Origin of the sequence: Pseudomonas sp. Y24-6, assembly GCF_020295325.1 — a bacterium.
GTDB lineage: Bacteria > Pseudomonadota > Gammaproteobacteria > Pseudomonadales > Pseudomonadaceae > Aquipseudomonas > Aquipseudomonas gregormendelii.
On record NZ_JACBXG010000001.1, the window covers coordinates 207,052 to 220,281 of the forward strand.

Here is a 13,230-nt window from a genome sequence, read left to right on the forward strand (position 1 = left end):
TTATAATTGTGTCCGCTGTGCGGAGCTGGCCCAATATCCGCGCATGCCGTCCACAAATAAATCCGCAGAACTACGTACGCAGCGTCTACGTAGTTCTACGTAGACGCACGAATCCGTCTGCCACACCACCACAGGTCACCCCACCCGGCACCACTACAGAACCCGCGTATCTTTGGCATATCATGCCCAGCCTTCCCCCTTGCCCCGACCAGGAGCACCGATGCAGCTCAAACACAAAATCGTTGCCCTCGGGATCCTGCCGCTGGTCCTGGCCATCGCCGTCATCTGCGCCCTGGTGATCTCCCTCAACCGCCAACTCGGCGACCAGCAGGCCCAGCTCATCGAAGACAGCATCCTGGCCAGCAAGCGCGCCGAACTGAAAAACTACGTCGAAATGGCGCAAAGCCTCATCGCCCCCCTCTACGACGACGGCCACGGCGACGCCCAGGCCCAGCAAAAAGTCCTGGAAGAACTGCGCAAACTCAGCTTCGGCATCAACGGCTACTTCTTCGTCTACGACCGCGAAGGCCGCAGCCTGATGCACGCGCGCCAGTCCGAACTGGTGGGCAAATACCTCTGGGACATGCAAGACCCCCACGGCCTGCCGGTCATCCAGGCCCTGCTGAAAAGCGCCCAATCCGGCGAAGGCTTCCAGCGCTACGCCTGGAACAAACCCTCCTCCGGCCAGGTCACCGACAAACTCGCCTACGTGATCATGCTCGACCGCTGGGGCTGGATGCTCGGCACCGGCATCTACCTCGAAGACGTCGAACGCGCCACCCAGCAAGCCCGTGACGAAGTCGCCCAAGGCATCCGCAAAACCATGCTCGCCATCGCCGCCGTGGCCCTGGTCGCGGTACTGCTGGTCTTCGCCAGCGGCATGACCCTCAACGTCAGCGAACACCGCCTCGCCGACAAAAAACTCCAGCGCCTGACCCAACGCATCGTCAGCCTGCAGGAAGAAGAACGCTCCCGGGTCTCCCGCGAGCTGCACGACGGCATCAGCCAGGTGCTGGTGTCGATCAAATTCCAGTTCGAACTGGCCAGCCTGGTGCTGGAAAACGGCCAGGACCGCGGCCTGGGCATCCTGCGCGAAGCCACCGCACGCCTGGGCGAAGCCATCGGCGAAGTGCGCAGCCTGTCCCATGACCTGCGCTCATCCCTGCTCGACACCCTCGGCCTGCCCGCTGCAATTGGCCAGCTCGCCGCCGAATTCGAACAGCGCAGCGGCCTCAAAGTGAACTACAACGACAACGAATTCGCCTGCGACCTCGTCGACGGCGCCGCCGTCTCGCTGTTTCGCATCGTCCAGGAAGGCCTGACCAACATCGAACGCCACGCCCAGGCCAGCAACGTCGACATCACCCTGCACGGCTGCCCACAGGGCGTGCGCCTGACCCTGGTCGACGACGGCATCGGCTTCAACGTCGCCCAGGTCGAACGTCGCCACACCGGCATCGGCCTGCGTAATATCCGCGAGCGAGTCGACCACTTCGGCGGCCAGTTCACCCTGACATCAACACCGGGCCGCAGCGAACTCGACGTACTGCTGCCCCTGAAATCCACCGGCGCTCCCCGCTGATCACCACCACAACAAGAGTGAATAGCCGCGATGAACCTGCCCTCCCCGATCCGCGTCGCCCTGGTCGACGACCACTCCCTGGTCCGCGACGGCATCAAGGCCCTGCTGTCCGTCATGGCCAACCTGGAAGTCGTCGGTGAAGCCGAAAACGGCGCAGACGCCATCGCCATGATCGGGCGCTGCCAACCCGACCTGGTGCTGGTCGACATCGGCCTCAAGGACATGAACGGCCTGGAACTCACCCGGCTGCTGCGCAACCGCTACCCGGCGCTCAAAGTGCTGGTGCTGAGCATGTACGACAATCACGAATACGTCAGCGAATCCGTGCGCGCCGGTGCCAGCGGCTACGTCCTGAAAAACTCACCCTCCCGGGAAATCATCGCCGCCATCGACGCCATCACCAACGGCGGCTCCTTCTACAGCGCCGAAATCGCCCAGCGCCTGATCGCCGACAAAAACACCGACAACGAACTGACTCCTCGGGAAAACCAGGTGCTGTACAAAATGGCCCAAGGGCTGAACAACAAGGAAATGGCGCGGGAACTGGATATCAGCGTGCGGACTGTGGAGACGCATCGTTTGAGTATTCGTCGTAAGTTGAATATTGATAAGCCGGCGGCGCTGGTGAAGTATGCGATTGACCATGGGATTATTTCGCGGTAGGCGTTCCGACGGATGAGGGCGTCGCCCACGGCTCATAGCTTTATTGGATCGTTAAAATAATTAATTTTCTGCTTTGACGGAAGAAATGCAAGCTCCAAACAGTCAGCCACTCTTTTATATTTAACCAGATAAAATCCGGAACTTAGATTTATTATGTCCCCCTGAATAGCTTCAGAAAAATCAGGCTCCAAGCCTCCACCTGTCGTATCTTCTCCTGCACCAATGAATACCTGACCAGAAGGAAAGTCAACAAACAATGACCCGAAGTCAAAGCCTATATCACTCACTATATTAATAGTGAAATTACCATCCTGCCCCATGCCAAAAAACGCTATATTACCAGCATTCATTTCAAATATTTCATCTTCCAAGATACTCCACCAGTCCGGCGCATCTGTAATTCTATGCTTGATAGCGGCAAGGTCGAATATCACGATGGTGGCAGTGTCTGTGCTGACGGAGATTTTTTTATTCATATGAAATTGCTGACCCTCTTTTAAAACTTAGCGCGATTCCTGCAAACTTAATCACGGACTCATGAAATGCGGCAAAGCTTTCAGAAAAAAAACAGTTCCGAGAACTGCATATATCTAGTTTGTAGCGCTCAGAGCTCACTTACAACCTTGTTAGCGCAAAGTAGTAATTGGCACTACCAAACCATACTGAAGTAATTGCAAAAAACAATCTTAAAGAAAATTCAAAACCCACTGATTTCTAGGTCTCGGCACCAGGCCTCAGACTAGAGCGCGCAGCCACAACTCGCACGCGGCCAGGAGCAGTTGGTGTTGCTGCTGCTCACTGCCATCGTCACCTACCTGACCCGGGGCCAGATGAAAGCGGGTGTGGTGGGCAGCATGGAAAGCATCGCAACACGCAGCGCGCGGTTGCAGGCCGAGATATCCAACAAGCAGCTGGCGGGCTGGTTGGCCCGTAATGAGCAGAAGTTGCTGGCGCAGGCGGAGTTGCAGGTGAAGGAGCCTACGCCGCTGACGAAGGCTGAGCCGGAGACGATGCGTGAGTATTACGCCAAGCAGGATCCCGAGTTCGTGTCGGTGGAGGACCAGATCAAGAAGGTCCAGACCTTCAAGACCAAGGGATTGTCGAACGAGCAGATTGAAGGCTTCCTGAACACGACCGACGGCGAGAAACTGCTGGGCAAGCTGCAAGCCGCCGCGCCGGATGCGGACACCACCACCATTTACTCCAGGGCGTTTGACCAGGTGGCTTCGGGCTCGACGATTCCCGAGGTCAGGATGATCAACTCACCCCTGATCAAGATTGTGCCCGAAGGCCAGGGCGTGTCGCCGTACTCGCCATTCTTCACTACCCACGAGGAATTGCAGGCCGCGGCCAACTCCGGACGAACCCTGGCCGACTCATTCGGCCTGCCACTGGGCAGCGAGGCCCCGCGCTATTCCATCTTCGAGATGGCGCCGTTGAAGCCAACTGAGGTATTTGTCAGTAAAGTCGCCCCTACGACAGAATTGAGCGGCGCGATCCAGCGCACCGGCGAAGCATTCCAGTACCTGACCCCTAACCGTGCCGAGTGGGGAGTGCCGAAACTCATTGGCATTACCTCCAACTAGAGCTGCGTATGAATATTGAAAAACTGAAAGAAAAAGCACTGAAGCTCCGCGCAGCCATCGACGCGCTGAAAGCACAAGACCCAGCCGCGGCAAAACTGGCCGTGGAGCTGGAGCCGTTGCTAGTCCTGGCGGAAACCGGCCAGATCCGCACACCGATGGAATGGCGGGACATTCCCGGACGCTACCTGTTCACCGAAGAAGGTTTGCAGCAGTACGCCGCACTGGAGCACGCCTTTGCCGAGTTCAAAATCGAATTGACCGGCGGCGAATCGCCGACACTGCGGCGACTCAAGGAGCAAATGGGAGAGAAGAAGAACAGCGGTTTGAAGCCGGATTGATAACGGGGCACGACTACCGCTGGGATAGGAAATTCCATGATCGATTTAAGAAGCTCTGACGAATCGCTCTCCAAATACACTGAGCGTTACGAGCATCTCCTCCCCCCGCCGTCCCCTCAGCTGCGTCAACGCATGGATTACATGTTGCAGCCGGACGCCCCTAAGCCACCGAACAAGAAACCCGAGTGGCTGACGTCCAGGCCTTGCAGCCTCAATCAGGAGCAAGCGCTGGACCGAGCGAAGGGTTGCCTGCTCGGACTCGCAATTGGCGATGCGATAGGTACAACACTGGAGTTCAAACCTCGCGATCGCGAGCATGTACGTGACATGGTTGGAGGAGGCCCCTTCAACCTTGAACCAGGGCAGTGGACCGACGATACAAGCATGGCGTTGGCACTCGCAGACACCTACGTCGCGAACCACAAATTTGATTTCCGTGATTATTCCCAGCGCCTCTGCCGTTGGTATAAAAACGGCGAAAATAGCCACAACGGGAAGTGCTTTGACATCGGCAATGCCACTCGTAACGCACTTGAAGGATTACTTGCGCAAGGTGTTGACTGGTACGGTAATGACCATCCCTCCACCGCTGGCAATGGAACCATCATACGATTGGCACCTACAGCAATCTTCCGGCGTCACTCCTTGTCGGGCACTTGGCGGGAAAGCTCAGCCCAAAGCCGATGCACCCACAGGGCTGTAGAGGCAGTGAATTGCTGCGAATTGCTAGGTGCTCAACTGCACTTGGCGCTCAACGGGGCGGACAAGAACGAAACTTTGTCTCCGATGGTCCGCGCCCTATACCCCCGCCCGTTGATCATCAATGCTGGCGAGTACAAACAGAAAACTCGCGATGAAATTCGATCCTCGGGTTACGTCATCGATACGCTTGAAGCGGCATTATGGGCTGTGTGGAACACGGATAACTTCAGGGATGCAGTTCTGCTGGCTGCCAATCTCGCAGACGATGCGGACAGCGTCGCAGCCACCGCTGGACAGATAGCGGGAGCTCTATATGGGGTATCTGGCATGCCGGAAGAATGGGTGAAGCAGGTCGCATGGTCCAAGCACATCCAGCATTTGGCGCAGACAATGTTTGAACACGCCCCACTTACTGACGAAATGGACTATGTAATTTACGCAGGTCGCTGAGTCGAAATTGCCGGCGGCGCGGCGAAGCCTTTGCCTCCGAGAGGTTCTACGTCTCATTTCCTGTCAGCAACGGCATGATTGACTACGAGGAACATTACGAAATAGATCGCGCAAGCTTCGAACATTTTCAAAAAGACGTAGAAGCCGCAGTGGATTTCGTTATGAAATGCCGTCACAGAGAATTGGACGAGTTGCTAATCGAGAAGCCTGCAACTAACAGAGAATCGGCTATTTAATATGTAGATGGAAGCAGATGTTGATAATTAACGTGGATTGGACCGCTGAAGGCTTTCCCATGTCAAAACTACTGAATCATCTGAAAGCTCTTTTCGGGCAAAAGACGGGTCTTCCACCCACATCCGCCGATCAGGTTGTTGATGAAGCCCCTATCACCGAGTTGGCCAAGGCACCTTCCCAAGTGGAGAGAAACTTGACTTGGCTACCGAACAATCGTGAAGCGCAGGTTTTTGAACCGCTAATACCCCCCACCTGCCCGGACCTGACGCTCGTGGATGCCCTTCTATTGCAGCGCTATCGAGTATTCGTCATAGCAAATGACCCGACCGGTTTGACCTCAAAGGCGACGATAAACCGCGACAATCCCAGCCAACTGGCCGCTGAGTTGTACAAGCAAGGCGAAAATCTTGGCTATGATCGAGGCACTGAATCCTCGTTTGAAATCTACTGGCTGATGCAATGTGCGGCCATTGTTGCTCTACTGACTCATGGACCACAATCGGAACAATTTCTTACCTATAGAACACACGTTGATTATTATCGAAACTTCGACCCGACCAGAGAGCAGGTTCAATTGTTTGATAATTATGTGGCGTCGCGTAGCTCTCAAGCTACCGTAGCCGGGGATGACCACCTCCCGAAAACGCCCGCGCCTCAAGGCCGGCGAAATCGCCGCCAGCCTGGGCGCTTGCCAGCAATTGCAGAGCACCGCAGACCGGCTGTTTGGCGCTGATGCCCCGAGTTTCGCCGCGCTGACGGACGTACTGACCCGTGCCGGGCAACTGGCCGAAAAACTGCTCAAGGACCGCGGCATCGAGCTGCATCCCGCCCCCGTTGTGCCCGTCCAGCCAAGCGTTGTCGACCAACCCGCAGGTGCCGCCATGACCCAGCCCCAGCCAGATCCCTCATCCATCCCCCTGCGCACCACCCCCCTGACCCGCGACGAGGCCTTCACCCAACTGGCGGGCATCGCCCAGTTCTTCAAACAGACCGAACCCCAAAGCCCGGTGCCGTACCTGATCGAACGCGCGATCAAATGGGGCAACATGCCGCTTGAGGGCTGGCTGAATGATGTGATCAAGGACAGCAACGTCGTGGACAGCATCCGTGATGTGCTGGGGACGAAGGAATCGAAAAGCTGATAGCCCCGATCAACTGTAGGAGCTTTACTCCTACCGTGAATGCTCAAGCATCCCCCCGCAAATCCCTGCACCACCGAAAAGAAAGGGAACTGGCGATAAGCCATTAGAGTCGTAATGGCTTCGCCTGGAGAATCGGATGCGCCCCCTGCACTTTCAAATCACTTACCGCTTGAACGACGCTCGACAGGTCTTTGTCCAGCCCGATTCACACATGACCGATGCCGATGCCTGGTATTACGCCTGCCTGCACGCGGGTGTCGGCTTGGCCTATGGCGAGGATCCGGCGCAACAGGGTCTGGCTGAACTGCGGGCGCAGGCGCAGAAATGCGGGCTGACCGACGTCAGGTGGGAGGCGCTGCCGTGAGGGTGACTGCGGCGCGGTCAAATCCCGGGCAAAAAAAATCCCAGGCAGCTGATGGACGCCTGGGACTTAAAAATGCATAAACCGTGGTGGTGAACGCGGGGTGAATATTACTTAATATTTCCCACTGTAACAAGATGTTTTAATTAACCATAAAGTTACTAAGGTTTATAAGCCCTTATATATCCACATGTTTTTTAAGGATGCCTTACATGAACCAGCGATATTCCCGTGCGCTGATTTCGTTCATGAATGCCAAGTGATCCTGCCGTTTGTTCTCGCAATACACGTCCACAAACTCCGCACCCAGGCTTTCGCGAAGAGGCGCATAGCCTTGCATGGCCTGCACCGCCTCGAGCATCTGCGTCGGGAATGCGATGCCGCTGCTGCGATCTTCATTTAACGGAGTGATCGGTTCCTGGCCCGCTTCCATCCCTTGCTCCAGACCCACCAAAATCGCCGCAAGCACCAGGTAAGGGTTGGCATCGGCACCCGACAAACGGTGTTCAATGCGCAGGTTTTTCAAGTCTGAATCAGGCACCCGCAAACAGGCATCGCGATCTTCAAAGCCCCAACTCGCTCGAGTGGCGGTGTTCACCGTGCCACTCAAGCGCCGCATGGCATTGTGGTTCGGGGCGAAGATGGGCATGCAGTGGGGCAACACTTCAAGGCAGCCCGCCACGGCGTGCCGCAGGGGTCGCTGTTCATTGGCTGCCAGCAGATTGTTCCCGTCACTATCGTAAAGACTCACATGCACGTGCATGCCGCTGCCGGGGTGCTGCACATAGGGTTTGGCCATGAAACTGGCGCGGTAATTATGCTTGAGGGCCACGCCTCGGCTGCTTCGACAGAACAATGCGGCCCAGTCTGCGGCGCGCAGGCCATCGTCGAGGTGACCGAAGTTGATCTCGAATTGCCCGGGCCCCAGCTCCGCCGTGATCACCGTGGTCTCGATGCCTTGCTCCCGCGCAGTCTCGACCATGTCATCCAGCACCGTTGAAAAGCGCGACAGCCGCTCGATGTGCATGTTCGGCTGATCATCGGGATCGTCGGTCAGCGGATCGCGGGCGAACTGCGGCAGGCCGTCGCGCAGTTGGCGATCGAACAGGTAGAACTCCAGCTCGAACGCGACCACCGGAAAGATGCCTTTGCGGTTCAAGCGTTGCAGCACCTGCGCCAGGACTTCACGGGGCTCGAACTCAATGGGGTTGGCCGTGCCGTCGGAGGTAATCAGCATCTGGCCCAGCGGTTGCTTTTCCCAACTCACCCGCTTCAGTGTTCCAGGCACCAAACGGCGCGCAGCGTCCGGGTCGCCGTCGTTGAAGCAGTAATCGCCAATTTTGAACAGCCCGCCTTGGGTACCCAGCAGCACACAGTTCTGCGGCAGCTTGAGCACACTGCCAGCGGCTACTTTTTCGAGCATCTCGATCGGGTAGCGCTTTCCGTAAAAATGCCCGGGGATGTCCAGGGAGATCAGGTCAACGTAACGCACATCCGGGAAACGCTGGCGAAACGCATGCACTTCAGCAACCAGATCAGAGCAGACAGCATCCATCGTAATGTTCCTTGTTTTTATCAGGTGTAAACCCAGAGCACGCGGGTGAGTTGGTCGGTGAGATTGCCGTAACGACAATGGGTATGACTGGCCAACTGGAAGCTGTCGCCGGCTCGCAACGTGACCGGTTGATCGTCATCCAGCCACAGCGTCAGCTCGCCTTCGAGCACGTAGCCACCCTGCTCCGAGCTGTCGTTCATGTGCCGGTCGCCGCTGCTTGCCCCTGGTTCCAGCCGGCTTTCGAGCATCGAGAACGAGGCACGCATTTTTGGCGAGACCAGGATGTCGGTGATGCCATCGGCGTAATACAGGGTGCGGCGCTCGTCCGGGCGGGTGACCCAGGGCAGCGCCATGGGTTTGGGCAGGCTGTAGAAGTAGGTGGTGGGCACGCCGAGGGTTTCGCTGATGGCCGTCAGGTCTGCCACCGTCGGCCGGGACAACCCGCGCTCGACCTGGGAGAGAAAACCCACCGAGCGGCCGATTTTGTCCGCCAGCTCCTTGAGCGTGTATTTTTTGTGTTTGCGCAGGTCCTGGATCAGGATCGCCAGCGCCGATATTTCTTCTTGCATGTCCATCAGAAGGCTCCGGAAATTGTGCGGTTCACAGACTGTCGCGCAGTCGATACCAGGCCTTGCCCACGGCTTCGAGCGGCGCGGCGAGGTATTTGCCCCCGGGGAAACGCTCGTTGACGAGACCCTGGTACAGCGCAAGGTCATCCGGCTGACCGAGTATCGCGTCGGCTACCGCACGGGCCCCGGCCAGTGTCGGCAGGACGCCGTGGCCGGAGTAGCCCTGCAGCCAGTAAAGGTCACCCCGACGACCAATGTCGGGCGTGCGCTTGAGGGTCAGATCGATGTGCCCGCCCCAGGCGAACTCCAGGTCCACGCCCTTGAGTTGGGGAAACACCCGCTCCAGAAACGGCCGGGTCGCGGCGCCGATGTCCTTGGGCATGCCCCCCAGGTAAGTGCAGCCGCCGCCGAACAGCAGGCGGTGATCCGGCGTGCGCCGAAAATAATCGAGCACGAATTGATTGTCGGTCACGCACACATTGCGCGGCAGCAGTGCAATCGCCTGCTGCTCCGCCAGCGGTGCGGTAGCCACCTGATAGGTGCCGACCGGCAGCACACAACTCGACAGTTGCGGGTCCAGTTGATCCAGGTACGCATTGCACGCCAGCACCAGCACATCCGCGCGAATGCGCCCACGCTCGGTGGTGACCACATACCCGCCGCGTTCCTGGCAATAATCCAGCGCCTTGCTCTGTTCATGGATACGGCCGCCGGCTCGCTCGATGGCGGCGGCCAGGCCGAGTGCCAGTTTCAGCGGGTTGAGGTGCCCGCCTTCGGGGTCGAACAGCCCGGCCTGGTAACGGTCACTCGCCACCCAGTTCGGCAACTCCGCCCGGGGAATGAACTGCAAGGCGTCGTGTCCCCACTTGTGGCTGGCCTCGTGTTGCCACTGCGTGAGCAGGCTGACCCGTCGCGGCATCACTGAGGTCCAGAGATGGCCGGGGCGGTAATCGCAGTCGAAATAATGCCGCCCGGGCAGGTCCCGCAGTTCCCTCGCCGCCCAGCGCATGCTGTCCCACAGGCGCCGCGCACGCTCGTACCCCAAAGCGGCCTCCAGCGGCGGCATGTCGCAAGACCAGCCAAGAATGGCCTGCCCGCCATTGCGCCCGGACGCCGCCCACGCCACCCGACTGGCTTCCAGCAAAGTCACGCGTTTGCCGGCGAGCGCCAGGCGCAAGGCCGTGTGCAACCCGCTGAACCCCGCCCCGATGATCAGCACCTCGGTGTGCTGCTCGCCCACCAGCGGGTCGCGCTCTACCAGCCGATCGGCGCAGGTGTGGGCGTAATAGCTGGGGACATGCTGGGGGGATTGGTGGAACATGCGGGCCTCATGAAATTTTATTATTTAAATTTCATGAAAATTTACAGAGATTATTTCACATAGGCAAGTGTTCATCCCTGGGGTCGACTTGCGCCGACGTCGCTGCCGTGAGGCGTCATATGCCGTCATATGCCGTGGTGCGCCGTCGTGCGCCGTGGTGTAGGAGCTGCCGAGTGCAACGAGGCTGCGATCTTTTGGCGGCTGCCCTCAAAAGAACAGGATCAAACGATCGCAGCCTCGTTGCACTCGACAGCTCCTACAACAGCTCCTACGGCAGCATCAGGCAATCGGGATCAGCGGATCGGCAGCGGCCCACGCGGTTTCACGATTGGCTGCAGGGGGATAGATCCACTGGGTGTTGATCTGGGTTTTCAGCGCCTTGCCTTCCTGACGGACCAGCTTGACCTGGCGATCCCACCCTTCGGTGTACACCGCGCCCCAGGCCCCGAGGTCCAGGCAGGTCACGTACTTGGGCTGGCTGTAGGGCGTCGGGGCGACCCCGAGCAATTGGGCGGCGACGTTGTTGCCGGCGTGGCGACCGAGGACGATGGCATGCTGGCAGGTCATCAGGGCATGGTTGCCGATGTCATCGGAGGCCGCGTAGGCCACATCGCCGGTGGCAAAAATGTCGTCCTGGCCAATCACTTTCAGGTGGCTGTCCACATGCAGGCGGCCCAAGGCATCGCGCTCGCCGGGGATCTGTTCGGTGAGCGAGCTGGCACGTACGCCGGTGGTCCAGATTACGGTGCTGGCTTCAATGCGCTGCCCATCGGCCAAGGTCACTCCGTCGGCATCGACGCCGGCCACCGACGATTTCAAGCGCCACTCCACGCCCACTTCGGCGCTGGCTTCAGCGATGGAAACGCTGATGTCGGCGCCCATCGACGCGCCGATTTTTTCGCCGCGATCAACGATGATCACCTTGATATCCGCCGCTTCGCCAAGGATGGCGCGCAGCCGGGCGGGCATTTCAGTCGCTGTTTCAATCCCGGTAAAGCCACCGCCCGCCACCACCACGGTGTTACGCGCGGCGCTGTCCGGCTGGCCGGCGAGTGATTTGAGGTGTTGCTCCAGGCGCACGGCCTGTTCGATCTGGTCAACGTCAAAAGCGTGTTCGTTCACCCCCGCGGTGACCGGCCGTGCCAGGCGGCTGCCGGTGGCCAGAACGAGTTTGTCGTAGCTGCACAGCTGTTGGGCGCCCGCCGCATCCAGGTAACCCACCTGCTTGCTGTGGACGTCGATGGTTTCAGCCGAGCCCTTGATGAACCGTACGCCGACCGCATCGAACAGCTCGCCGATGGGCGCCGCCAGTTGGTGGGCATTGGGCTCGTAGAACCGCGGTCGCACTCGCAGCTCGGCCTGCGGGGCCAGGACGGTGACTTCGACCGCATCGTGACCATGAAGATCGAACAGGCGTGTGGCGCTCAATGCTGTCCACATGCCACCAAAACCTGCGCCGATTACCAGAATGTGCTGTTTCATCTGTGACTCCAGGGAAGACCCGATATTGGAATGGTTTGAGGTCACGCTGAATGATCACCGTGCCGCTCCGAGTAACGGCGACTGTATTAGTCCTAGTTAACCAAAGCAATCGATTTTTTTTGATGGTTGCCATCGACGTCATTGATGGCCTAACGGGAAAGGGTTTAGCAGGTAGGCAGGCTAAAGCGCAGAGAGGCGGGGATTGGGGCCCGACGTTGCCATGCCCGCAGCCGGCTGTTAATATTGGCGACTACTTTAGTCGGAGATGAACATGTCTCTTTACAGCGCGGGCGTCGAATACGGCATTCATTGCCTGCTCTTTCTGGTGGGCAACCGTGGCGAGACCCGGGAGGCCAGCGTGCGCGACCTTGCCGAGTTGCAAGGTGTACCGCTGGATTACCTGGCCAAGATCTTTACCCGGCTGGCCAAGGCCAAGCTGGTGAGTGCCACCGAGGGTGTGCGCGGCGGGTTCAAGCTGGCCCGCCCTGCTGACGAAATCAGCCTGCTCGACATCGTCAATGCGATCGATGGCCAGAAGCTGATTTTCGACTGTAAGGAAATACGCGGGCGGTGTGCGCTATTCGAGGGAAATACGCCCGAGTGGGCGCTGGACGGCCACTGTTCAGTGCACGGCGCCATGATGGTGGCGCAAAAGCGCATGGAAGAAGCACTGGCCCAGCAGACCATTCTTGATCTGGCGAGGAAGGTCGGTCGCAAGGCCCCGGCAGAATTCTCCGAGCAGGTGGATACCTGGATCACTGATCGGCGCGACAGGAAAAGCGCCAGCCCCCAAGGCATCCCGCTGACCGACATCAGCAACTGAACACAAGCGTGGCTCAAGCCTACAGGCAGTCGCGCACGGCCTGACGCAGCGCGCCGGATTTGGCCCAGGGCGGCCCCTGGTACAGGGACACGCGGCTGCCACTCTTGTTCTTCACGATATCTAGGATCTCGTCTGCGGTGATCATGCCGGGGGCATTGATCCGGTAGCCGTTAGAGATCGAGGTCTGGCGCGTGGCCGAGACTTGCTTCTGCCATAACGGCAAGACGCACGCGGCGTACTCCTTGGGCGGCTTCTCGCTGTACTTGCTGACGTTCGGTTCACCGGGCACGACGGAAGCCGGCAATGAACAACCAGCCAATGTCGCCAGCATGATTCCTGCGATGAGCATCCGCATGAAGGTTTCCTTCGCTTAAAAAGGAAAATGTAGCGCGTGCCGGCGCAGACATCCATCTGATACA

Annotated in this window: 13 protein-coding genes and 2 pseudogenes; 9 read left to right on the plus strand and 6 right to left on the minus strand. The window is 58.7% G+C overall.

The features are described from left to right. The first annotated feature begins 220 nt into the window (after positions 1-220). Both HYI44_RS00895 and HYI44_RS00900 read left to right on the plus strand, forming a co-directional pair. A complete protein-coding gene (locus HYI44_RS00895) occupies positions 221-1,582 on the plus strand; it encodes a cache domain-containing protein (protein ID WP_225568522.1) in 1,362 nt (453 codons plus the stop codon). A 30-nt stretch (positions 1,583-1,612) separates the two neighbouring features. Further along, positions 1,613-2,245: a response regulator gene (locus HYI44_RS00900; RefSeq protein ID WP_225568523.1), complete on the plus strand. Its 633-nt coding sequence runs from the start codon at positions 1,613-1,615 to the stop codon at positions 2,243-2,245. Positions 2,246-2,277: 32 nt separating this feature from the next. On the opposite strand, the gene HYI44_RS00905 is transcribed toward HYI44_RS00900, so the two are convergent. Then, positions 2,278-2,721, minus strand: a complete 444-nt coding sequence (locus HYI44_RS00905) for a DUF6386 family protein (protein ID WP_225568524.1) — start codon at positions 2,719-2,721, stop codon at positions 2,278-2,280. Between the two features lie 270 nt (positions 2,722-2,991). Between HYI44_RS00905 and HYI44_RS00910 the strand changes: the two are divergent. The 6 genes and pseudogenes from HYI44_RS00910 to HYI44_RS00935 all read left to right on the plus strand — a co-directional run. After that, positions 2,992-3,831: pseudogene (locus tag HYI44_RS00910) on the plus strand (DUF6861 domain-containing protein); the annotation flags it as partial. Between the two features lie 8 nt (positions 3,832-3,839). Further along, the gene (locus HYI44_RS00915; RefSeq protein ID WP_225568525.1) at positions 3,840-4,169 is read left to right on the plus strand and encodes a hypothetical protein; all 330 of its coding nucleotides are present in this window, start codon (positions 3,840-3,842) and stop codon (positions 4,167-4,169) included. Between the two features lie 36 nt (positions 4,170-4,205). Continuing rightward, positions 4,206-5,321 (plus strand): ADP-ribosylarginine hydrolase Tri1, encoded by a 1,116-nt coding sequence (gene tri1, locus HYI44_RS00920; protein ID WP_225568526.1) that lies wholly within the window; start codon positions 4,206-4,208, stop codon positions 5,319-5,321. Then, on the plus strand, positions 5,318-5,557 hold the full coding sequence (locus HYI44_RS00925) for a hypothetical protein (protein WP_225568817.1): 240 nt from the start codon (positions 5,318-5,320) through the stop codon (positions 5,555-5,557). Before tri1 ends, HYI44_RS00925 begins: the two co-directional genes overlap by 4 nt. A 651-nt stretch (positions 5,558-6,208) precedes the next feature. Further along, positions 6,209-6,700: pseudogene (locus HYI44_RS00930) on the plus strand (type VI secretion system protein TssA); the annotation flags it as partial. A gap of 136 nt (positions 6,701-6,836) precedes the next feature. Then, the gene (locus HYI44_RS00935; protein WP_045062821.1) at positions 6,837-7,064 is read left to right on the plus strand and encodes a DUF6555 family protein; all 228 of its coding nucleotides are present in this window, start codon (positions 6,837-6,839) and stop codon (positions 7,062-7,064) included. A gap of 205 nt (positions 7,065-7,269) precedes the next feature. Here HYI44_RS00935 and HYI44_RS00940 read toward each other — a convergent pair whose 3' ends face one another. From HYI44_RS00940 to HYI44_RS00955, 4 genes are all read right to left on the minus strand, one after another. Further along, complete coding sequence (locus tag HYI44_RS00940; protein ID WP_225568527.1) at positions 7,270-8,616, minus strand: glutamine synthetase family protein; 1,347 nt, start codon at positions 8,614-8,616, stop codon at positions 7,270-7,272. A gap of 20 nt (positions 8,617-8,636) precedes the next feature. Then, a complete protein-coding gene (locus HYI44_RS00945; RefSeq protein WP_225568528.1) occupies positions 8,637-9,191 on the minus strand; it encodes a helix-turn-helix domain-containing protein in 555 nt (184 codons plus the stop codon). A gap of 25 nt (positions 9,192-9,216) precedes the next feature. Continuing rightward, complete coding sequence (locus tag HYI44_RS00950; protein ID WP_225568529.1) at positions 9,217-10,506, minus strand: NAD(P)/FAD-dependent oxidoreductase; 1,290 nt, start codon at positions 10,504-10,506, stop codon at positions 9,217-9,219. Positions 10,507-10,785: 279 nt separating this feature from the next. Continuing rightward, the gene (locus tag HYI44_RS00955) at positions 10,786-11,988 is read right to left on the minus strand and encodes an NAD(P)/FAD-dependent oxidoreductase (protein ID WP_122839465.1); all 1,203 of its coding nucleotides are present in this window, start codon (positions 11,986-11,988) and stop codon (positions 10,786-10,788) included. Positions 11,989-12,259: 271 nt separating this feature from the next. Between HYI44_RS00955 and HYI44_RS00960 the strand changes: the two genes are divergently transcribed. Further along, positions 12,260-12,811 (plus strand): RrF2 family transcriptional regulator, encoded by a 552-nt coding sequence (locus tag HYI44_RS00960; protein WP_122839464.1) that lies wholly within the window; start codon positions 12,260-12,262, stop codon positions 12,809-12,811. Between the two features lie 19 nt (positions 12,812-12,830). On the opposite strand, the gene HYI44_RS00965 is transcribed toward HYI44_RS00960, so the two are convergent. Beyond that, on the minus strand, positions 12,831-13,166 hold the full coding sequence (locus tag HYI44_RS00965) for a hypothetical protein (RefSeq protein WP_122839463.1): 336 nt from the start codon (positions 13,164-13,166) through the stop codon (positions 12,831-12,833). Between the last annotated feature and the right edge of the window lie 64 nt (positions 13,167-13,230).